Origin of the sequence: Sorangium sp. So ce1504 (assembly GCF_051521635.1) — a bacterium.
Classification (GTDB): Bacteria; Myxococcota_A; Polyangia; order Polyangiales; family Polyangiaceae; genus Sorangium; species Sorangium cellulosum_B.
Window position 1 is genome coordinate 8,822,581 of record NZ_CP150365.1, and the last position, 21,933, is coordinate 8,844,513.

16 protein-coding genes are annotated in these 21,933 nt (G+C 72.5%); 4 read left to right on the top strand and 12 right to left on the bottom strand.

From position 1 onward, the window contains the following. Window positions 1-34 precede the first annotated feature (34 nt). On the top strand, window positions 35-1,894 hold the full coding sequence (locus WMF39_RS33220; RefSeq protein WP_437740487.1) for a DUF885 domain-containing protein: 1,860 nt from the start codon (window positions 35-37) through the stop codon (window positions 1,892-1,894). Window positions 1,895-1,936: 42 nt separating this feature from the next. On the opposite strand, the gene WMF39_RS33225 is transcribed toward WMF39_RS33220, so the two are convergent. From WMF39_RS33225 to WMF39_RS33240, 4 genes are all read right to left on the bottom strand, one after another. Continuing rightward, window positions 1,937-3,529 carry a peptide chain release factor 3 gene (locus tag WMF39_RS33225; RefSeq protein WP_437740488.1) on the bottom strand — a complete coding sequence of 531 codons (1,593 nt, stop codon included), beginning with the start codon at window positions 3,527-3,529 and terminating at the stop codon, window positions 1,937-1,939. A gap of 384 nt (window positions 3,530-3,913) precedes the next feature. Further along, window positions 3,914-4,564: a hypothetical protein gene (locus tag WMF39_RS33230; RefSeq protein ID WP_437740489.1), complete on the bottom strand. Its 651-nt coding sequence runs from the start codon at window positions 4,562-4,564 to the stop codon at window positions 3,914-3,916. A 185-nt stretch (window positions 4,565-4,749) separates the two neighbouring features. Next, on the bottom strand, window positions 4,750-6,615 hold the full coding sequence (locus tag WMF39_RS33235; RefSeq protein WP_437740490.1) for an NAD(P)/FAD-dependent oxidoreductase: 1,866 nt from the start codon (window positions 6,613-6,615) through the stop codon (window positions 4,750-4,752). Window positions 6,616-6,626: 11 nt separating this feature from the next. After that, window positions 6,627-7,964, bottom strand: coding sequence for a wax ester/triacylglycerol synthase domain-containing protein (locus WMF39_RS33240; RefSeq protein WP_437740491.1), 1,338 nt, complete (start codon window positions 7,962-7,964; stop codon window positions 6,627-6,629). A gap of 179 nt (window positions 7,965-8,143) precedes the next feature. Between WMF39_RS33240 and WMF39_RS33245 the strand changes: the two genes are divergently transcribed. Continuing rightward, window positions 8,144-9,082 carry a LysR family transcriptional regulator gene (locus WMF39_RS33245; protein WP_437740492.1) on the top strand — a complete coding sequence of 313 codons (939 nt, stop codon included), beginning with the start codon at window positions 8,144-8,146 and terminating at the stop codon, window positions 9,080-9,082. Between the two features lie 39 nt (window positions 9,083-9,121). Here the strand turns inward: WMF39_RS33245 and WMF39_RS33250 are convergent, their stop codons facing one another. From WMF39_RS33250 to pilM, 6 genes are all read right to left on the bottom strand, one after another. Continuing rightward, window positions 9,122-10,351: a type IV pilus secretin PilQ gene (locus tag WMF39_RS33250; RefSeq protein ID WP_437740493.1), complete on the bottom strand. Its 1,230-nt coding sequence runs from the start codon at window positions 10,349-10,351 to the stop codon at window positions 9,122-9,124. A gap of 41 nt (window positions 10,352-10,392) precedes the next feature. Then, entirely contained in the window at window positions 10,393-12,030 is a 1,638-nt protein-coding gene (locus WMF39_RS33255; RefSeq protein WP_437740494.1) for an AMIN domain-containing protein, read from the bottom strand. Window positions 12,031-12,184: 154 nt separating this feature from the next. Then, window positions 12,185-12,838 (bottom strand): pilus assembly protein PilP, encoded by a 654-nt coding sequence (locus WMF39_RS33260; RefSeq protein ID WP_437740495.1) that lies wholly within the window; start codon window positions 12,836-12,838, stop codon window positions 12,185-12,187. Beyond that, window positions 12,835-13,473, bottom strand: coding sequence for a type 4a pilus biogenesis protein PilO (locus tag WMF39_RS33265; RefSeq protein ID WP_437740496.1), 639 nt, complete (start codon window positions 13,471-13,473; stop codon window positions 12,835-12,837). The genes WMF39_RS33260 and WMF39_RS33265 overlap by 4 nt, the downstream gene beginning before the upstream one ends. After that, window positions 13,473-14,117 (bottom strand): PilN domain-containing protein, encoded by a 645-nt coding sequence (locus WMF39_RS33270; RefSeq protein ID WP_437709480.1) that lies wholly within the window; start codon window positions 14,115-14,117, stop codon window positions 13,473-13,475. Before WMF39_RS33270 ends, WMF39_RS33265 begins: the two co-directional genes overlap by 1 nt. Further along, entirely contained in the window at window positions 14,114-15,175 is a 1,062-nt protein-coding gene (pilM, locus tag WMF39_RS33275) for a type IV pilus assembly protein PilM (RefSeq protein WP_012238809.1), read from the bottom strand. Before pilM ends, WMF39_RS33270 begins: the two co-directional genes overlap by 4 nt. 348 nt (window positions 15,176-15,523) lie before the next feature. Between pilM and WMF39_RS33280 the strand changes: the two genes are divergently transcribed. Together WMF39_RS33280 and WMF39_RS33285 are read left to right on the top strand one after the other, a co-directional pair. Continuing rightward, window positions 15,524-16,642 (top strand): DUF882 domain-containing protein, encoded by a 1,119-nt coding sequence (locus WMF39_RS33280; protein WP_437740497.1) that lies wholly within the window; start codon window positions 15,524-15,526, stop codon window positions 16,640-16,642. 380 nt (window positions 16,643-17,022) lie between these two features. Further along, window positions 17,023-17,760, top strand: a complete 738-nt coding sequence (locus WMF39_RS33285) for a sigma-70 family RNA polymerase sigma factor (protein WP_437740498.1) — start codon at window positions 17,023-17,025, stop codon at window positions 17,758-17,760. Between the two features lie 13 nt (window positions 17,761-17,773). Here WMF39_RS33285 and WMF39_RS33290 read toward each other — a convergent pair whose 3' ends face one another. Continuing rightward, on the bottom strand, window positions 17,774-20,503 hold the full coding sequence (locus tag WMF39_RS33290) for a hypothetical protein (protein ID WP_437740499.1): 2,730 nt from the start codon (window positions 20,501-20,503) through the stop codon (window positions 17,774-17,776). Further along, a complete protein-coding gene (locus WMF39_RS33295; RefSeq protein WP_437740500.1) occupies window positions 20,500-21,882 on the bottom strand; it encodes a 3-keto-5-aminohexanoate cleavage protein in 1,383 nt (460 codons plus the stop codon). Before WMF39_RS33295 ends, WMF39_RS33290 begins: the two co-directional genes overlap by 4 nt. Between the last annotated feature and the right edge of the window lie 51 nt (window positions 21,883-21,933).

Genomic DNA, 21,933 nt, shown 5'->3' on the forward strand with positions numbered 1-21,933 from the left:
TCCCTTCCCGGCGAGCTGGCGCTAGGAGGCGCAGGTGCGACACCATGATCTCTCCCATGAGCTCTCTTTCTCCCGCAGATCGCTCCGCGGCCACCTCTCCCTGCTCGCCGCGCTGCTCTGCGCGTGCGGGCCGGCCGAGCGCGCCGCGCCGCCCGCGCAACCCGTCACGAAGGCGGCTGTGGTGAGCCCGGCCGACGCTCGATCCGGCGCGGCGGGCGCGGAGGCCGGCGCCGAGCAGGCGCTCGCGGCCTTGTCGGCGCGCGTGCTCGAGGAGTACCTGCGCGACGAACCGGTCCGCGCCACCGAGGCAGGGGACCACCGGTACGACGCCGTGTGGCCGGACGTCACCGCGCAGGGCGAGGCCGCGCGCCGGCGCACGATCGAGGCGGCGCTGGCCGAGCTCGGGGCGCTCCCCGCGGCGCGCCTCGGCGTCCAGAGCCGCGTCGACGCGGCGATGATCGAGAACCAGCTGCGCTCCTGGCTGTTCGCGATCGACGAGCTCCGCGAGGCGACGTGGAACCCGATGGTGTACACGGGCCTCGTCGGCGACGGGCTCGATCCCCTGATCACGAGGAGCTTCGCGCCGCTCGAGGAGCGCCTGCGGAGCCTCGGCGGTCGCCTCTCGGGCATCCCTGCGCTCGTGCGTGCCGCGGAGCAGCGCCTCACGGCGGCGCCGCCGCGCGTCCACACCGAGACGGCGATCGCGCAGAACAAGGGGCTCATCGCGCTCTGCAAGTCCGAGCTCCCGGCGCTGTTCGCGTCGGCCCCGGCGCAGCAGGCCGAGCTCGACGCGGCCGCGAGGGCGGCGGCGGCGGCGCTCGAGGGCTTCCAGGCGTTCCTCGAGAAGGACCTGCTCCCGAGGAGCCACGGCGACTTCCGGCTGGGCCGCGCGCGCTTCGAGAAGAAGCTCCGGTTCACGCTGGACGACGCGACCATCGACGTCGACGGCGTGGTCGCGAGCGCCCGCGCCCTGCTCGCGGCGACGCACGCCGAGATGCTCGAGACCTCGAGGGAGCTCTGGCCGGCGCTCTTCGGGAAGCAGCCTTTCCCGAGGGTCGAGGCGCAGGACGAGAAGATGGCCGCGATCAGGAAGGTGCTCGACGCGCTCGCGGCCGATCACCCGACGAACGCGACCATCGTGAAGGCGTCCGAGGAGCTCCTCGCGGAGGCGACCGACTTCGTCCGCAAGCGCGACCTCGTGCGCATCCCGGAGGAGCCCTGCCGGGTGATCGAGATGCCCGAGTACCGCCGCGGCGTCGCGATCGCCTACTGCGACGCGTCCGGCCCGCTCGAGGCGAAGCAAGAGACGTTCTTCGCGATCGCGCCGACGCCGAAGGACTGGCCGAAGGCGCGCGTGGACTCGTTCTACCGCGAGTACAACTCGAGCATGCTCGCCGACCTCACCGTCCACGAGGCGATGCCGGGCCACTTCCTGCAGCTCATGCACAACAACAAGTTCCCCTCGAAGCTCCGCGCGGTCTTCTCGAGCGGCCCGTTCGTCGAGGGGTGGGCGGTCTACACCGAGTGGCTGATGGCGCACCACGGCTTCGGCGGCCCGAAGGTGAGGATGCAGCGCCAGAAGATGGTGCTGCGCATGTCGGTGAACGCCCTCCTCGACCACGGGGTGCACGCGGGCGCGATGGGCGAGGAGGAGGCGCTCTCGCTCATGACGAAGGACGCCTTCCAGGAGGAAGGCGAGGCCGTCGGCAAGTGGCGGCGCGCCCGGCTCACGAGCGCGCAGCTCACCACGTACTTCCACGGCTTCACCGAGATGATGCGCCTGCGCGCCGAGCACGAGCGCAAGCCGGGCTTCACCGAGCGCGCCTACCACGACCGCCTGCTCAGCCACGGCTCGCCGTCCGTGCGGCACCTCCCGGCGCTGCTTTCGGAATAGCGGCGAGCCGCGCGCGGCGGGAGGGCCGCGCGCGGCGGAAGGTCACACCGGGGAGATCGAGCCGCCGAGCTCGACGAAGCGCGCCTTGGGGAACGCCTTCTGGCAGGCATCGAGCTGCCAGTCGCCCTTGAAGAGCACGACCGGGTTCCCGTGCACGTCGAGTGCGCCGTAGCCGTAGAGGTTCGACTCGAGCTCGGCGAGGGGCACCGGCTCGCCCTCGACCCAGCGGGCCAGGCTGAACGAGAGCCGCTCGATCCGGGCGTCGACGCCGTACTCGGCCGCGAGGCGGTGCTTCACGACGTCGAACTGGAGCTCGCCCACGACCCCCAGGATCGCCTCGCCCTCCCGCCCCTCGGGCGGCCGGAAGAGCTGGACCGAGCCCTCCTGCGCGAGCTGCTCGAGCCCCTTCTTGAGCTGCTTGCGCTTCATGGGATCGATCATGACGACGCGGGCGAACTGCTCCGGCGGGAACTGCGGCAGCGCGGCGTACTTCACGGGCGAGCCGCTGCAGAGCGAGTCGCCGATGAGGAAGAGCCCCGGGTCGAAGACGCCGATGATGTCGCCCGCGAAGCCGTCCTCCACGAGCGTGCGCTCCTGGGCCATGAACTGCACCGGGTTGGTGAGCCGGATGTCGCGGCCAAGGCGCACGTGGTGCACCTTCATCCCGCGCTCGTAGCGGCCGGAGCAGACGCGGAGGAACGCGATCCTGTCGCGGTGGGCCCGGTCCATGTTCGCCTGGATCTTGAAGACGAACGCGGTGAAGCGGTCGTCGTCCGGGGCGATGGGGCCCTTGTCGCTGCCCCGCGGCGCGGGCGGGGGCATGAGCTCGATGAACGCGTCCAAGAACTGCGGCAGGCCGAAGTTGGTGATGGCGCTGCCGAAGAACATGGGCGTGACCTCGCCGCGGGCGAGCTTGTCGCGATCGAGCGCGTCGCCGGCGGCGTCGATGAGCTCGATGTCCTCGCGCAGCTGACGGGCGCCCTCCTCGTCGAGCGCCTCGACGAGCTCGGGCGCGTCGAGCGACACGACCTCCATCGGGGCGATCTCGGCGCCGTGCGCGACGAGCTCGAAGAGGAAGACCTGCTTGCGCTCGCGGTGATAGACGCCGCGGAACTTGCCGCCCGCCGAGATGGGCCAGGTGACCGGGTAGACGCCGATGCCGAGGACCTCCTCGACCTCGCCGATCAGCTCGAACGGGTCGCGCCCGGGGCGGTCGAGCTTGTTGACGAAGGTGAAGATGGGCATCTGCCGGAGCTTGCAGACGCGGAAGAGCTTCTTCGTCTGCGTCTCGACGCCCTTCGCGCAGTCGAGGATCATGATGGCGGCGTCGGTCGCCATCAGCGCGCGGTAGGTGTCCTCGCTGAAGTCGGCGTGGCCAGGGGTGTCGACCAGGCTCAGGAGCCGGCCCTTGTACGGGAACTGGAGAACGCTGGTGGAGATGGAGATGCCGCGCTCGCGCTCCATCTCCATCCAGTCGCTGACGGCGTGGGCGCGCGCCTTCTTGGCCTTCACGGCGCCGGCGAGCTGGATGGCGCCTCCGTAAAGCAGGAGCTTCTCGGTTAGGGTGGTTTTGCCAGCGTCGGGGTGGGAGATGATCGCGAACGTCTTTCGACGGGCGATCTCGCGGGTGAGCATCGGGTCGGGCACAGCGGCGCGGCAGGATAGAGTCCGTGGGGGCTGCGTCAACCCAAGGGGCGACGGAGCCAGGACGGGCGGCGACGGAGCCAGGGCGGGCGGGGGTGGTGCGCGAGCGGGCGGCGGGGGTCCCCCCACGAACTCGGGCCTTTTGGGGGGCTGGTGCCGCGCTGGACGGGGGACTCGATCAGAGAGGGGGCGCTGCGGGGCGGGCCGGCCCTCGGGTTCGTGGGGCCCACCCCCGCCGCCCGCTCGCGCACCACCCCCGCCCGCCCTGGCTCTTTGTAAGGAGGTTTTTGGAAGAGGCGGGGGCGGACGCTGGGGTTTGTGGTCCCAGCGGCGGTCACGCAGGACGCTTCGTCTCGGGGATTTGTAAGGGGGTCGTTATTTCGGGGCGCGGAGGGAGAGGGAGACGGTGACGCCTACGGGGTCGGCGCTGGGCGTGCCGATGGGCTTGTTCTTGAGGAACTGACGGATGCAGCGCTGCGCGTCGGAGGTGATGCCCCGAGAGTCGAGGATCTCGACACCCTCGGCGCGGCCGCGCACCCGGACGAGGAACTGGACCTTGATGCTGCCCGACACGCCAGAGAGGCCGCCATGGTCGGCAACACACTTCGCAAGGTCGGGGGCGACCTTTTCGAGCCGCTTGGCCACGTTCGGGACGTCGCCGTTCATGAACTCGGGCTCCTTGATCTCCACGAGAGGGAGCGGGGCCGACACGATCGATGCGTCAGGCACGCCGCCGTCGAGGGGGCCGGCGTCGCCGGGAACACCGCCGTCAGGCGGGGGGGTGCCGCCGTCGGGAGGGGGCGGCTCGGGCTGCGGCGACGGCGGGAGCCAGCCGGCATCCGCCTCGCCCGGCTCGAGGCAGCGCACGAAGCCACGGTGCGGATCCTCCAGCGCGCCGTGCGGACAGCGCGGAGCGCCGCCCCCGTCGGGCGCCGCCGCCGTGATCCACCCCTGCTCCGGCGGCTCCTGCCGCGGCGGCGCGCCGCCCTCGGCGACCGCGCCGACGCAAGCGCCGACAGCGCCCATCGACAGCGCCACAGAGATCGCCCACTGACCGAGACGCCCACCTGCTGCTCTCCACCGCATCGGCCGCTGTGATACTGCGGAACGGGCGCGCGTACAGGAGAAACCGCGGGCAGCCCGTCGAGGCAGCCGCGAGGCGCTCGCCGACGGCGGCGACGACCGCGGTCTCGGAGCCCGCGAAAGCGGGCTCAGAGGGCGATGTGAGCGAGCGATCCCGCCGAGGCGTCCCAGAGCGCCCGCGCCCGGGACAGGGCGTCCGCATGCGCCTTGGTCCCCTCGGCGGGCCCTGTCACGGAGACCACGCCGCTCGCCCCGAGCTCGATCCGCTCGATACCTGCGTCCGGGAGCTCGTCTCGGAGCTCCTTCGTCATCCGCTCGCCGATGCGCTGGAGGAGGCGCGCCAGCCGCTCAGGCGTGATGTCCCGGAACACGAGCACCTGCGGGAGAGGGAGCTCCGAGACGAGGCGAGCGCGGTCGGAGAGGCCCTGCTCGCCGAGCCGCCTCTCGACGAGCGCCGCGAACACGCTCCCGTACGCCCGGTCGACCTGCTCCCGCCGGAACCGCTCGTCGATGGCCGGTCCGAGCCGCGTCTCCAGCTGCGCGACGCCGTTCAGCCCGTTGGCGAAGCGCCCCTCGTTCTGCGCGAAGTACTCCCCCCGCGCGCGCAGGTCGCTCGCCAGCGACGCGAAGTGCTCGCCCATCGTCGAGAGGGCGCGCAGCACGAGATCGGTGAACCTGAGCTCCTCCCGGATCCAACCCACGTCCGTCACCCGGTCGGCCATGAACGGCCAGACGACGAGGTTGTAGTAGTTGTTGAAGTCGAGGAGATACTTCAGCCGATAGAGCTCGAAGCTGCCGAACACCGGATACATGCGCTCATAGAGCCGGAGCGTGCTGTCGTACTTGAACCGGTAGTACGCGTCGTAGGCCGCGACCTTCTCCTCGAACCCGGCGCGGTCGCCGCGGACGTCGGAGAGGATCATCTGCGTGATGAACTCGTTCGCGGTCGCGATGAAATCGGATCCGGGGCTGTAGAAGGGATCGGTGAACGCGCCGGCCTCGCCTGTGACGGCGTAGCGGTCGGTCGAGAAGTACTGCTCCGCGTGGTACGGCAGGTGGGCATAGCTCTGGAAATCCTCGAGCTCCGCCCCCTCGAGCAGCTCGCGCGCGGCGCGGTGGGCGCCCAGGAAGCGCTCGAACTCCGCGCGCGTGCGCGGCCCGGGCAGCGCCCCGGCAGGCGCGTTCCCCGCGCCGATCCGATCCTTGTCGAACACGACGCCCACGCTCATCAACGCGGGTCGGGGATCCGCGTTCGCGGTCCCCTCCAGGTCGCCGGCGAGCGGGATGAACCAGATCCAGTACCCGTCGTACATGAAGTGGTTCGTCGACAGGTGGCGCGACGTGTACCGCGCGCGCGACCGCCACGCCGCGTCGGTGACCGCATCGAGCCCCGCGACGCCGCGGTAGCGCCCCCACGCGGCCGCCGTGTTGAGCCGCGCCTCCTTGTGCACCTTCACGCCGAGCTTGCGGAAGAGCACGTGCCGCCGCCCGGAGGCGTCGCACACCCAGCGGCAGGCGACCTCGCGCCGCTCGCCGCCCTGCTCGTAGACGACCGTGTGCCGCCCGCGCCCGTCGATCGCGACGTCGACCACCTTGGCGCCGAGCTCGACCTCGGCGCCCGCGGCGCGGTTCATGGTCACGAGATCGCGCTCCAGCCGCGCACGCTCGAGCTGGAAGCTCGGGTGGAACGGCATGTGGTCGGAGCCGATCTCGCTCATCCGGGGCAGCGGGAGATCCTTGTCCGGCGAGTCGAAGAAGAAGCGGAGCCCGTTCTTGGGCAGCTGGTGCTGGTAGAGGTACGTGCCGAGGTTCAGCCGGCGAACCATGTAGTTCGCCGCGACCTCCACCGTGCTCTCGCCGACCTTGTAATCCTCCATCACCTCGGCGGCCTCGAGCACGAGGACCCCGAGGTCGGGGCACGCGAGGCGGAGCTGCCGCGCGAGGAAGCCGCCGGCGATGCCGCTGCCGATGATGACGATATCGAACGTGCGCATGACGAGAGCCCTTATACCGCGCCCCCGCCCGGCGGCGCGGGCTCTCCGAGCAGCTCGGCGCGGAGCGCGCCCGGCATCGCCTCCGCCTCGTCCGGGCGGAGCAGCCCGTCGCCGTGGATGATCGACGCCGAGAGGCGACCGCCGAAGCGGCTGAAGATCACCTGGAAGCCGGGCGGCGCGACGACCGCGGGCAGCGGGTACGCCGAGCGCACCGCGAGCCCCGCGAACCGCTCCACCGTCACCGCGCCGGGGTTCGAGACGATCAGCGAGGCGAGCTCACCCTGGAAGGGCTGGTCCCCCAGCCAGCGGTAGATCGGGCCGGGGAGCCAGCGGGCCAGATCGAGCGCGGCGATCATGGCGAGATCGAGCCTGTCGCGCACCACGGCGCGCTGCTGCTCGGCGAGGCGGGCCACCGCGCGCGCGTCGTCGTGGAGCTCGTCGCGGCCGAGCGAGAGCAGGGCCATCGTGAGGTGATTGCCGAAGAGCCGCCGCGCCCCCCCCTTGGGGTCGAGCGAGAGGGGCAGCGGGATCACGTGGTGCGGCGGGGCGAAGCCGCGGCCCGCGAGCGCCCGGTCGGCGAGCCGCGTCGCCGCGATCAGCATGAGGCTCGTCTCGGCGAGCCGCGCGCGCTGGCGCACCCGGAGATCGAAGGCGCGGGTCTCCTCCGCCGAGAGCGTGAGCCGGAGGACGCGGGAGGCCGAGGGCCGCACCCCAGGACAGGCGCGCGCGAGCGACAGGATGGGCGCGCGGCCGAGCGACAGCACGTGGGCCTTGTACGCGCGCGCCAGCGCGACCCGCTCGTCGCGGTCCATGGCAGCCAGCAGGCGCTCCGGCGCGTCGTGCCGCTCCTGCGGCGGCGGCGGATCGTCGGGCGCGTCGCCGCTCCCGGAGCCCAGCCAGGCGGCGAGCCGATCCGCGCCCCTGCCATCCGTCAGCGCATGGTGGTGGCGGAGCACGACCGTATCGCCGTCGCCCACCTCGCGCACGACGTCGAGCGCCCACGGCCGCTCCGCGGAGGTCCGGTCCGCGAGCAGCGCCTCGAGGCGCGCCGCGCGCTCGCGCTCGCCCGCCACCTCGTGGAGGCGCAGCCCGGGGGCGCGCCGGTGGTGATCGACGACCCAGCGGGGCCGCCCCGCCCGCCCGAGCACGCTGTTGTCCAGCCGGAACCGGAGCTCGGGGAGCGCCCGGGTCGCGCGCTCGAGCCGCACCGCGAGCCGCGCCAGATCGAGGCGACCGTCGAGCTCGATCACGAACAGGCAGTGGTTGCCCGCCTGGCCGCGCGATCGCATGGCGCGATCGTTCATGAGGTGGAAGAAGTCGATCCCCCCGAGCAGAACAGGCGATGTCATGGTCTCCGCGAGGCACCGCCGATCAGGGGGGAGCCGCGCGCGACCCTAGCAGCCACGCAGGCCGCACGACAGCGCCCGCAGGCGGGGGATCACGCATCCTCGCCACGCACGCCGCGCGCCCGCGCAAGAAAACGAAAGTATCCACATCATGGATACATGGTTCATCCTATATTCTCGGAGTGAATCTTTCGGCGATCGACGTCAACCTGGTGATCGCGCTCGACGCCTTGCTGCAGGAGCGCAGCGTGACGCTCGCGGCCCGCCGGGTGGGCCTCAGCCAGCCCGCCATGAGCCACGCGCTGACGCGGCTGCGTGAGCTCTTCTCCGACCCGCTGCTCATCCGGGTCGGCCGGCAGATGGCGCTCACCTCGCGCGCCGAGGCGATGACGCCGCAGGTCGCCGCGATCGTCCACGATCTCGCGGGCCTCTTCGGCGAGACGACGCCGGCGTTCGACCCGGCGACGAGCGATCGCACCTTCCGGATCGCCGCCACGGAGTACGTGGAGCTCGTCCTCCTGCCGCGGCTCAACGCGGCGCTGGCGCAGGGCGGACCGAGGCTCGCGCTCCACCTGCTCCCGCTCGACGGCCGCGCCGTCGACGCGCTCCGGAGCGGCGAGATCGATCTCGCGATCGGCGTCTTCCCGCAGGAGAGCCTCCCCTCCGACCTGCGCCGCGCGCCCCTCTTCGACGATCGCTTCGCGGGGCTCGCGCGCATGAGCCACCCCACGGCGCGCGGGCAGGTCGATCTCCAGACCTACGCGGCCCTCCCGCACGTCGTCGTCCCCAGGCGCGGCGCCCACGACGGGGTCGCGGACGATCTCATCACGGCGCGCGGGATCGCGCGCCATGAGGCCATGACGGTGCCGCACGTGCTCCTCGTGCCGCACGCCATCACCGCGTCGGATCTCGTGGCCACCGTGGCCACACGCCTCGGCAGGGCGTTCTCCAGCCTGGTGCCGCTCCGCACCTTCGACCTGCCGTTCGAGCTGCCGCCCATCGAGATCGCGATGGCGTGGAACAGCCGGACCGAGGGCGATCCCGCGCGGACGTGGCTGCGCGGCGTCGTGACGGACACCGCCCCGAGCCCGCGGGAGGCGGCCCGGCGCAAGCGCGCCTGAGGGGGTTCAGGGCGCGGCGAGGCGCGCCGCGCCCCGGGGCTATCGGCCGAGCGCCTCGGCGCGGTTCACGATGCGCGGCGTGAGGAAGATGACGAGCTCGTTCCGTACGTCGCTCGCGCGGCGCCGCTGGAAGAGGAGGCCGAGGACCGGGATGTCCCCGAAGAACGGCACCTGATCGAGGTTCCGGCCGGTGTTGCGGGTGAAGATCCCGCCGATCACCGCCGTGTGCCCGTCCATGATCAGGAGGTCGGTCTCCGCCTCGCGCTTCAGGATGGTCGGGTCGCCGCGAGCCGACGTCTGGTTGAAGTCGGGCTCGTCGCGGTTGATCTTCACGTGCATCGCGACGCTGCCGTCCGAGGTGACGTGCGGCTTGACGAGCAGCTGGAGCTTGGCCTCCTGGAAGGTCGTCTGCACGCCCTGGGCGCTGATCTGCGAGAACGGGATCAGCGTCCCCTGGCTGATCCGCGCCTCCCGGTTGTCGAGCGTGAGGATGCGCGGGCTCGAGACGACCCGCAGCATGCCGCTCGCCTCGGCCGCGGAGAGCCGGACGCCGAGGTTGACGGTGTTGTTGATCGAGCCGAGCGTGAAGCCGAGCGCGCCGCCCTGCCCGGCGCCGACGATGGCCGGCAGGTTCACCGCAAAGTTCGGGTTCGAGACCTGGCTCGCGAACGGCGAGAGGCCGCCGGTCGGGCTGTTCGAGTCGGTCGCGCCGCCGGCGATGCCGATCGCCGAGGGGAAGACGAGCCCCGTCGGGTTGCCGGTCGCCGCGCTGAACGTCCCGTCGCCGCCCCACTGGATGCCGATGTCGCGCACGTAGCGGCTCGTCGCCTCCACCACGCGCGCCTCGATCAGCACCTGCGGCGTCTGCGTGTCGAGCGAGCGGACCAGCTCCTCGATCTGGTTCAGGTTCCCCGCGACGTCGCGCGCGATGAGCACGTTGGTCCGCTCGTCGACCGCCAGCGAGCCGCGCGGCGAGAGCATATCCTTCGAGCGCTCCTGGAGGTCCTTCGCCTCCGCGTAGTTGATCGGGATGAGCCGCGTCTCGAGCGGCGCGAGCTGGAGCTCGCTCTTGCGCCGCGCGATCGCGAGCTCCCGCTCCTTGTTGAGATCGGCGATCGGGGCGACGCGGATCATGTTGCCCTGCCGGACCACGCCGAGGCCCTTGGCCTGGAGCACCGTCTCGAGCGCCTGGTCCCACGGGACGTTGCGCATCCGGATGGTGACCGTGCCGGTCACGTTGTCGGCGGTCACGATGTTGACCCGCCCCACGTCGGAGATCAGCCGGAGGACGTTGTGGATGTCCGCGTCCTTCAGGTCGAGGTCGAGAGGCCGCCGGTCGGGCTGTTCGAGTCGGTCGCGCCGCCGGCGATGCCGATCGCCGAGGGGAAGACGAGCCCCGTCGGGTTGCCGGTCGCCGCGCTGAACGTCCCGTCGCCGCCCCACTGGATGCCGATGTCGCGCACGTAGCGGCTCGTCGCCTCCACCACGCGCGCCTCGATCAGCACCTGCGGCGTCTGCGTGTCGAGCGAGCGGACCAGCTCCTCGATCTGGTTCAGGTTCCCCGCGACGTCGCGCGCGATGAGCACGTTGGTCCGCTCGTCGACCGCCAGCGAGCCGCGCGGCGAGAGCATATCCTTCGAGCGCTCCTGGAGGTCCTTCGCCTCCGCGTAGTTGATCGGGATGAGCCGCGTCTCGAGCGGCGCGAGCTGGAGCTCGCTCTTGCGCCGCGCGATCGCGAGCTCCCGCTCCTTGTTGAGATCGGCGATCGGGGCGACGCGGATCATGTTGCCCTGCCGGACCACGCCGAGGCCCTTGGCCTGGAGCACCGTCTCGAGCGCCTGGTCCCACGGGACGTTGCGCATCCGGATGGTGACCGTGCCGGTCACGTTGTCGGCGGTCACGATGTTGACCCGCCCCACGTCGGAGATCAGCCGGAGGACGTTGTGGATGTCCGCGTCCTTCAGGTCGAGGTCGATGCGCCGCCCCGTGAACCGCCGCTGCTGCCCGGCGATCGCGGGCATGAAGGCGCCGGCCTGGTCGGGCTCGACGAGCGACTCCTGGCTGCTCGCCGCGCCCTCGAACGAGGTCTCCACCTTCGGCGCCCCGTCGTCGAGGAGCGCCTCGCGCGCCACCGTGCGGGTCCGCCTCGCCGCGCCGCCGTCGGCGGCGATCCCCGAGAGCGTCGTGGGCAGCGCGCCCTTCGCGACGCTCAGCACGAGCGCGTTGCCCTCGCGCGCGACCACGCCCGAGGCGCCCTCGACCTGCTCGACCTCGACGACGACCCTGGAGCCGTCGCTGTTGCGCCGGAACGTCGAGATGGCCCGCACCGGGCCGCCGAAGGCGCCGACGTCGAGCTTGCGCTGGAGGGCGTCGGGGAGCCGGACGCCGCTGAGCTCGATGACGCGACGCCCCCCCTTGCCGGTCGACTCGCGGTAGCCCGGGATCGACGAGAGCTCGATGACGACCCGATCGAGCGTCGCCTGGTGCTCGAAGCGCACGTCGGTGATCGTCGCCGGCTCGCGCTCCGGCGCCGCCGCCGCGGGGCCGGCCGGGGCCCGCGCCGCCATGGGCGCCGTCGCGTCGGCGGCGGCGAGCTCGATGACGAGCGCGCCCTGCTCGGCGCGGATCCGGTAGGCAGCCGGGCGCGCGAGCTGCACGAGCACCCGCGTCGTCCGCTGGGTCGCCTTGCCGAACCCCTGCGTCATCACCCCGGCCACGATCGCGTTGCCGCTCGTGATCGCTCCGGAAGCCCCGCCTGCCTCGGCGCCCTCGAGGTCGATGAGGAGCCGCTTGCCGCCGTCCGCGACCCGCGCCGAGAAGCGCGGCTCGCCGGTCGTCGCGACCACGATCTCGGCCTTGCCCTCGTCCGGCGCCGTGAGCCTGACGTCGCTGACCTTGATCGGGGCGGCGGCGTCTGCGTCTCCCGCAGGAGCGCCGAGGATCAACATCACCCCGAGTGCCGCAGCACGGCGAAGCGCGCCCCGCCTCGGGCGATAGTCTCGATTGCTCTTCATTGCACTCCCGCTTCGCGGTGACGCGAGATCTGCGTCACGCTGCCGGGAGGCTACTTCGGGTGCCCGGCGCGGGCCCAATTCGTGGCGGTCACGGGGCGCCGAGGGCCGCCTCGTTCTCCTCGCCGAGCGGCCTCAGCGCGATCACGCGCGTGGTCGGCGGGATCTCCGGGTGCGACGGGTCCTCGCGGATGAAGACGACGTCCGAGTCGCGGATCCGATCGATGCGCCAGTTGACGGCCACGTCGACGCCCGTGGGGCCGCCCGCGTGCACGATCTCGGCCTTGCCGACGAAATCGCCCACCTTCACCACCCACCCGAGCCCCGTGGGATCGGTGAGCAGCGCGCGGGCGGGCGCGCGCGAGACGACGCCGACCAGCCTGAGCTCGTCGAGCGCAAAGCGATCCACGAGGACCTGGCGCTGGATCGTCACCCGACCCCGGGCCTGCGTCGCGAAGAGCGACTCGAAGCTCCGGAACGGGTCGCGGCTCCGGTCGCTCTCGGAGAAGTCGGCCTCCTGGAACTCCCGGAGCGGCAGCGGCGGCAGCTCTGGCGCGCCGGCGTCCGCGGCCGCGGACCCGGCGCCGGCCGCGGGCGCGCGCGGCGGCGAGGCGGAGGCCGGCGCCCCGGGCGGGCGCGGCTGGGTGGAGGAGGTCATCGGCTCTTCCTCCTCGCACCCCGCGAGCGCGAGGGCCGCGGCGGTGGTCGCCCCGAGGGCGAGCAGCATCATCCGGCCGGCCTTCACCGCACACCTCCGCCGCTGCGACGCTTCACGCCGCTCGTCGCGGTCTCCCCGGCGCGCACGGCGCGAAACGCGGTCGCGAGGCACTCCACCTTGACCTCCACGTCGCTCCCCACGACCTTCGGCTCCTTGATCTCGACCTCCTCGAGGTTGATGATGCGATCGAGCTGACCCACGCCGTGGAAGAACTTCGCCACCTGGTGGAACTTGCCGGAGAGCGTGAGCTGCATCGGCACCTTGGAGAAGAACTCCTGCGGGATCTCCTCGGTGGGGCTCCATGACGTCAGGTTGACGCCGGAGACGGTCGCGACGCCCTGGATGGCCGAGAGGAAGGCCGGCGTCTCGGACTCGTCCGGGAGGATCTTCTTCTGCTCGCGGCTCATCTGCTCGCGGCGGGTCTTCTCGTCGAGGTCCTTCTGGTAGGCGGCCTTGGACGCCTGCGCCTTGGTGAGCTCCGCCTGGAGCACCCCCTGCTTCTGCGCGGCGCCCTCGATCTGCGAGTCGACGTCGGCGTAGAAGCCGACGAAGTACAGGATGCCGACGAGCGCCGCGAAGAGCGCGCCGACGCCGAGCTTGGCGAGCGGCGGCAGCCGGTCGAGCGCCGAGCCGGCCTGCACGGGCATGGGCTTCGTGGCCATCAGTACCTCACCTTCAGCTGCAGCGCGAACGAGACGAGCTCGAGCCGCGACTCCTTCTCGTTCTCCTTCTTCCCCGGGAGCAGCTGCACGTCGTAGAAGTACGAGGACAGCTTCAGCCGCTGGGCGAGCTCGTAGACGTCGGTGCCGTCGCGCGCGAGCCCCTCGACGCGCACGGTCCGCTCGGACTCGACGTAGCTCGTGAGCCACAGCCGGCGGCTGTCCCAGGACGGGTTGTAGACGGCGAGCGGGTTCTCCTTGCGGAGCTGCGCGAGCTTGTCCGGGTCGGCGGTCGGCCCCTTGCCGTTCGTGAGCAGCTGCGCGAGCTCGAGGAGCACCGCGGTCGGCCCGCTGCGCGCGGCCTGGAGCTTCGCGATCGCGTCCTCGCGCGCGCGCAGCACCTCGAGCGCCTTCTTGATCTCCTCGTGGTTCGCCACGAGCGTGCGGATGTCCTGGATCTGGCTCTGCAGCAGCGAGTTCTTCCGGTTCTGCTCGTCGAGCTCCTCGACCTTCGTCTGGTGGAAGAGGAAGAGCGCGACGATCTCGAGGATCACGACGCCGAGCGTGACGAGCAGCCACCGCTGGCTCGCCTGGGGCGCGGCCCCGCGCGTGCCGCGCCGCTGCGGGAGAAGGTTGACGCGAATCACGAGCGCTTCTCCCGGTCCTTGCGCATCGCGAGCCCGAGCGAGACGCAGAACTGCGCCGCCCGGAGCCGGAGCAGCTCCTGGTTGACTTCCTTCGCTTCCACGGTGATGCGCTCCATCGGCTGGATCAGCTCGACGGCCACCCGGGCGCGCCGCCCGATCGCGGCGGGCAGCGCCGGCAGGTTGGACGAGCCGCCGGTCAGGTAGATGCGGTGCATGTCGCCCTCACCGCTCGTCGCCAGGAAGAAGTCGAGCGAGCGCTGGATCTCCCCCGCGATCGAGTCGCACACCTGCTCGATGGTCTCGATGACCTGCGCGGGCACGCCGCCCGGCCCCGAGGTCACGCTGGCGCACTTGAACTCCTCGGCCTGCTCGAAGCTGATGCCGAGCTTCCGCTGGATCTGCTCGGTGATGTAGTTGCCGCCGTTGCCGATGTCGCGGGTGAACGCGCTCGCGCCGCGCGACACGATGTTGATCGACGCGAGGCTCGCGCCGACGTTGATGATGGCGAACGTCTGGTCCGGCGGGATGCCGCGGTTCACCTCGAACAGGTTCTGGACGGTGAACGCGTCGATGTCGACCACCATGGGCTTGAGCTTCGCCGTCCTGGCGATCTGGGTGTAGTCGTTGATCTCGTCGCGCTTCGCGGCGACGAGCAGGAGGTCCATCTGCCCGGCCTCGGGGCGCCGGCGCAGCACCTCGTAGTCGACGTGGACGTCCTTGATGTCGAAGGGGATGTGCTGCTCGGCCTCCCACTGGATCTGCTCGTCCAGCTCGGCGGCGGTCATGAGCGGCACCGTGATCTTGCGGATGATGACCGCCTGGCCGCTGATGCTGAGCGCGATCTCGCGCTGGCGGATCTTGGCCTCGGAGAAGGCCCGGCCGAGCGCCTCGACGATGGCCTGCGCGTTCATGACGTGGCCGTCGACGATGGCCTGCGGCGCGAGCGGCGCGTAACCGAGCCGCACGAGGCCATAGCCCCTGCGGCCTTCCTTGATCTGAGCGATCTTGATCGCGCTCGATCCGATATCGACCCCGATCAAGTTCTTGCCTTCCGACATCCCGTCCGTCCTGCTCCGCGCCCGCCGTGGTGAAGCAAGGGAAGCCCGGGCTGCGTTGCCCGGCTCCCGGGCGCCCGATCCCCTGTGATCGCCTCTGGTCGCTTCTGGCGAAGCTTCGCACCACCGACGATCGCTGGGCAAAAAACCGCTTTACGCTCGCCTCCCGCCCGCCTATCGAAGTTCGATATGCGGTGCGGCGCCGCCGGCTCGGGCCGGCGAGCGCGCGCCAGCCCAGGGTAGCACCGTCCGGGGCTCGGTCGTCGGGCACGGATGACGTCAGGTCAGAGTCCCCTCATGCATCCGGAGTTCTCCCGTTTCTGCGGCATCGGCCCCCGCGCCGGGGCCGCGATGGAGCCCACCTCTTGGTCATCGCCGCCGTCGCGGCTGCGATGTGCGCTCGCCGCCCTCGCGGCGGCCTTTCTCCTGAGCGCCGCGCCCGGCGCGGCGCTCGCCGAGGACGGCCAGCACACGGTCTACGCCGGGCAGACGCTCGGAAAGATCGCGAAGCGGTACCGCATCACGGTCGACGCGCTCCGCGAGGCGAACGGGCTCAAGCCTGGCCAGCGGATCCATCCGGGCCTCGTCCTCGTGATCCCGGAGCGGGGTGAGCCCGGCGCGCGCGCGCGGTCCACGCGCGCCGCGCCCGGCCGGGCCGCCGCGCTGCGCGACGAGCGGGAGCGGAGCCGCGGCGCCAGCGCGAAGGAGCGCGACGCCGAGGGCCGTCCCCCTGGGAAGGGGTCGACGAAGAGGGACGGGGCGATGCCGCCCAACAAGCGCTATGCGCAGCGCCCCAAGCGCCCCGGATGGGTCCGCCTGGTGCGAGGCGCCGAGCGGCTGGACGTCCGGCTGCTCACGCCGAAGGGGCGGCTCGTGCCCAAGGCCCTCCCCAAGCTCAGCCGGCTGATGCGCGCGTCCCCCACCGCCTCGATTCCCATCGATCCGCGGCTCGCCACGCTGATTGGCATGGTGAGCGACCACTTCGGCGGCAGGCCCCTCCGCGTCGTCAGCGGTTATCGCCCCTACTCACCCACCCAGTACACCCCGCACTCCAACCACAACCACGGTCGCGCCGTCGATTTCATGGTCGAGGGCGTACCCAACACCGTGGTCCGCGATTTCTGCCGAGGTTTCCGCAACGCAGGTGTCGGATATTATCCCAACTCTACGTTCGTTCACCTGGACGTCAGATCAGATAAAGTGTACTGGGTGGATTACTCGGGACCTGGAGAGGCGCCGCGCTACGGGGGAGCGAAGGGTTCTGTTGCGGCTGATGAAGCGGCGCGCGATGTCCCCGTGTCCGCAGAAGAAGAGGTATATGGGTCAGGCGAGCCCCGTGTCCCTCAGCCGCAACCCATGAATACTACAGGGACAAACTCGGACACGGTGCGCGGCGGTAACGAGACGGAGAAGGTCCTGGGGTCAGGTTCACCCACCCCTGCTCCTGAAACTTCGCCCGCGAAAAGGTGAGCTGTCCCGGCCGCTGGCTATAATCCACACACTGAACATACGCACCAGACACAATTGCACGGCTCTGCCTTGCACGCTGCGAGAGTTGTGGCACCAATCCTCCTCACGTGCAGCAATCGACCCGACTGCAGCGGGAGGGGCTCGCTCCTCCCATGTCGCTCCCCGCATGCTGTGATGCGGGCGGGTTCGTCCAGCCGGTCGCTTTTGGCGCGACGTGTCCGGTCGTTCCGTGTGAGCACGCACTGATCGAGGCGCCTTCTGCCCTCGGCCTCGATGGAGCGCCGAGCGTCGCGGTGCAGGAGCCGGGGGCGTCGCTCTCCCGCGAGCTTTGGGAGTCGGCGGAGGCCGCGTCAAGATGCGCGCACGAAATTTGGGAATCCGTGGAGGTCACGTCGGCCTGCACCTACGAGGGTCCGTGGCAGCTGTTGGAGCCAGACAGCGAGCCGAACGTCGAGCCGGACAGCGGCCCGTGTAGCTTGCCGCGCTGTCCCGAGGCGGCCTGCACGGGCGGGCCGCGCGACCACGAGCCGACGTGCGCGCCGCTCCGCCCGGAGGTGCTGCGGGGGTACTTCCCGCTCGTCCGCAAGCTGGTGCGGCAGGTGTCGCGCCACCTGCCGCCCAACGTGCAGCGCGACGACCTGCTCAGCGCAGGGATGCTCGGGCTCGTCGACTCGCTCCGCAAGAACGGCGGGAGCGACGGCGAGACGTTCGCCGGCTACGCGAAGCTCCGGATCCGCGGCGCGATCGTCGACGAGCTCCGCGCGCAGGACTGGCTCTCGCGGCGAGCGCGCGAGGCGGTCGAGGCGGAAGCCGCCAGCAGGGTCGGCGGCGCGACGGTCTTCGTGAGCCTGAGCGAGGTGACCCCGACCGAGGAGTCGGTGCACATGTCCGGCGAAGACGACCCGATCGAGGCGATCTCGGCGCAGGCGACCCGGCGGGCGCTGTCCTTCGCGATCGCGCAGCTCCCGGAGCGGGAGCGGCGCGTGATCGGCATGTACTACTTCGAAGGGGCGAAGCTGAAGGACATTGGCGCAGAGCTCGGGATCGGCGAGCCACGCGTCTCGCAGCTGCACACGCGCGCGCTCGGCATGCTGCGAGGCATGCTGTCCCACGCCTGACCGCCGCCCGCGCTCAGGGGACGAGCCGGCGCGCCCGGCCGGGCATCGCGACGCCGACCGCGAAGAGCGCGGTTTCCTCGTAGGTCTGCTGGAGGGCGGGGTCCCCGGAGGCCCGGTGCACGAACGCGTTGCGGTGCGCGCCGCGATCGAGCGCGACCACGCGGGCGCAGCCGAGGTCGAGCAGCGCCTCGGTCGTCGCCTCGTCGCTGTCGAAGGTGGTCGTGGCCACGAGCAGCGTGCCGTCGTCGAGCACGCAGGCAGCGCTGCGCCGGCGCATGGTCCCGATCTCGCGCGCTTCCGGCCGCAGCCTGCCGTCGTCGGCGGTGAGCGGCAGCTCGGTCGCGTCCGCGCCCGGCGCGAGCGGGGTGCCGCCCGCCGGGCGGATCTCGACGCGGCCCTGGCGGACCAGCAGCAAGCCTCCCTCGCCGCGGAAGCGAAGGCCGACGGTGCCGCCCACGGCGAGCCCGCGCGGGCCCCGCCGCCGGCCGGTGCCGACGCCGATCGCCGCGAGGACCTGCCGCCGCTCGTCGGCCGGCACCTCGGCGTCGAGCTTCGGCGCGCTCCGCGGCGAGATCTCGCGCGAGCCGGCGCGGAGTCGGAACAGGAACCGGCCCGGAGCGAAGGCGTGGACGCGGACCTGCGCGCCGAGGTGCACGGTGTCGGCGGCGTACACGGCCGGGCTCCACGCCGGGGGCGGCTGCGCGCCGCCGTCCTCGGCCCAGCCCACGCTCTCGCCCGGCAGCGACAGGTCCGGCGCCGGGGGACCGTGCGTCCAGCGCGACTCGAAGAAGAGAAAAGGGCGCGGCGACGCGGCCGCGGCGTGCTCCGGCGGCGCGATCGACATCGCGGGCGAGAGGCGCTCGGCGGTCAAGACGCCGTCCTGCTGGGGGCTCAGGAAGGCGACGCCGAGGGGGTCCGGCGCCCTGCCCAGCGAGACGCCGGCGAGGCACCCGGCGCGCTCGAGCGCCGCCCGGAGCGCGGCCGCGTCGAGGGCGCTGCCCCACGCGTGGACCACGAAGCCGCGGTCGGTCATGCACAGCGCCGTGCGCTCGACGACGAGGTCGTCGCCGTCGCCGGGAGAGAGCGTCGCGCTGGCCGGGGCGCGCTCCGCGGGAGGGCCGGCGAGGATGGCGAGCGGGGCCGCGGCGCTCCCCGCCTCGAAGAGCGAAGAGCCCTGCCAGAGCGCCCAGGGGAAGCGCGTGGCTCCCTCCGCGCGGGGCGCGCCGGGGCTCGCCGCCGCCGGACGCTGCCATAGCGCCCAGGGGACGCGCTCGACGTCCCCGCCGGACGGCCACGCGCCGAAGTACGGCCGGCCCGAGAGGTCGACCCCGAGCGTCGCCGCGCCGTCGCGCGGGGGCACGAGCGCGCGGCCGCCGACGACCATGCCGAGCGCCTCCGTCCCCGCGTGGGGCGCGCCCGGCTCGCGCGTGGAGGCGCCGAGGCCGATGGCGCCGCGGAGCGTCGACGCGTGGGGGAGCTGCCCCGTGCCGCGCGGGCCGACGGTCGGCCTGGGGGCCTCGTATCCCGCCTGCAAGGTGAACCGGATGTGCCGCGTGTCGATCGCGAGCAGGTGGACGCGCAGCTCTGGCCGCCGCGGATCGGGCCGGAGGGTCGTCGCGGCGAACGGGCTGGAGGGGCGCTGCGGATCCTCCTCGACGCCGGGGAGCGCGCGCGGGAGCGAGGGAGCCACCAGCACCCAGGCGCCCTCCCCCGGGAGCGGGGGATCGACCGCCGGCGCGACCGGCGGCGGCGGCCAGAGCGAAGGCCACCCCTCCGGCGCGGGCTCGGCAGACGCGGGGCCGCGGGTCACGTACGCGGCGGCCGGCGCGGCGCGCAGCTTCGCCGCCGCGCGATCCGCGGCGAGCACGAGCCGCTCGACCGCGGCCGCCGCCGTCGGACCGAGCAGGCGCTCGGCGGACGGCCCGGCGAGCTCGCTGAGCGAGGGCACGCGGCGCGGGAGGTGGTGCGCGCGGGCGACGAACGGATCACGTCCGCCCGTGTCGACCTCGCCGGTGCTGGCGTTGAGCGCCGCCGGGACCGCCTCCGGCCCGAGCGCCATCACCAGGCCCTCGTCCACGAGGTCGAGCCGCGCAGACGCGGGCGGGTCGTCGAACGAGATCTCGGTGCGCGACGCGCCGTCCACGCTCCCGGTCTCGAGCCAGCCGTCGATCGCCGCGCGGAGCCGCTCGCCGACGGGCCGCGCTCCCGCGCGCCCATCGCCGCCCAGATCGAGCTGCGTGATCCCCTGCACGACGCCGAAGGCGGTGGTGGTCACGGCGACGCGGCTGCCGCGGGCGACGAGGCCGCGATCGTCGCCGAGGGGCGTCCCGGTCAGGTTGCGCACGCCGTCCAGGCTCACCGGCCGGCCGGAGCGGGTGAGCCGCACGCGCGCCCGGTACAGGTCGGCGGCGCCGCGCCCGTCAGGCGCGCGCTCCGCCTCGGGCCCGCGCTCCGCGGCGCCCGGGCGCGCGACGCGCGGGACGCGCGGGACGCCAAGGAACAGCACCCGGCGGCCCAGAAGCGCGTCGGAGAAGAACCCGCCGCGCTCCTCCCATACGAAGTCGTCCGGATTGACGGCGCCGCCGATCGCCTCCCCAAGCATCCCGGCGATGGCGTCCGCGGTCCGCGCCGGCGGGGGCGGGGTCGAGAGCCGCACGACGGCCCCGAGAAGAGCGACGCCGAGCGCGATCGGGAGCCGACCGCGCAGGTGATCGATCCACGGCGAGAGCGGTCGGTCCGTCATCCCTGCGCGCGCGCGCTCCCTCCGGAGGCCGCGCCGGCCTGGGCCGCCGCGGTGCGCGGGCGGATCCCGAGGAGCTGGCGCGCGCGGTCCGGCTCGACCACCTCGCGGCCGACGCTCCGCGCGAAGGCGGCGGCGCGCGCGACGAGCGGCGCGCTCCCCTCGGCGAGCACGCCCTTGTCCAGGTAGATGTTGTCCTCCAGCCCGACCCGCGCGTGCCCGCCGAGCTGCATGGCGAGCTCGGTCATCGGGCGCTGGTGGCGGCCGACGGCGGCGACGCCCCAGGTGGCGCCTTGGGGGATCTGGGTGATCATGAACCGGAGCACGTCCTCGCGCGCCGCGATGCCGCCGGGCACCCCCAGGACGAACTGGAAGTGGAGCGGCTCCGCAAGCAGCCCCTCGGCGAAAAGGCTGAGCGCCTCATGGATATGGCCGACCTCATAGCACTCGAGCTCGGCGACGCTCCCCCCGGCGTGGATGCGGGCCGCCATGTCCCGGATGAGGGGCCGGGTGTTGTCGAAGATCCCGTCGCCGAAGTTGATCGTGCCGCAGTTCAGGGTGGCCATCTCGGGGCTGCAGAGCAGCGGCTGGGCGCGCTCGTCGACGCCCATCCCGACGGCGCCCCCGGTCGACGTCTGGACGATGACGTCCGTCTTCTCGTTGATCGCGGCGATCGCCTCGGCGAACAGCGCGCGCGACTGGCTCGGCGACCCGTCCGGGTTCCTGACGTGCAGGTGGACCACCGAGGCGCCCGCGTCGCGGCAGCGGGCGGCCTCGTCGGCGAGCTCGCGCGCCGTGATGGGGAGGTGCGGCGTCTGCGCCCGGGTCGTCTCCGCGCCGACGATCGCGGCCGTCAGGATGAGGGCGCTCTGCGGCGGCGTGACCAGGATCCGGGGGGGCGGCGTGATGATGGGCCGCGGCTCCGGGAGCTGCGCGTGGTCCGGGGGCGGCGCCGACAGCGCCGGCAGGACGAGGCGCGGCCGGCGCTGGAGCTCCTTCGGGACGACACAGGTGCCGAGCGCCCGGCAGACGATGACCGGCTCGGCCAGCGCGTCGGCCGCCGAGGGCGCCACCCCGGCTTCGCGGACGCTGGCGACGACCTTGCGCGCCTCGAACGCCATCGCGCGCGACGTGGCGCCGACCTTGGTGACCACCCCGGTCGCCTCGATGAAGTCGCCTGCTCTGACCGGGGCGAGGAACTCGACCGCCTCGTACGCGCGGAAGAGCCCCTCGTCGCCGTCGAGACGGATCAGGAGCTCGGTGGCGACGTCGCCGAAGAGCGCGAGAATACGCGCTCCATCGCACAGCTCGCCCGCGTAATGTGCGTCGTGCGCGCCCATCCTGACGCGCAGCGTGACCGTGAGACCAACCCCTGTGCTCATGGGCGTGAAGACTCAACAGTCGACAGTCGGTAGTCAACAGAGGAAACTGCC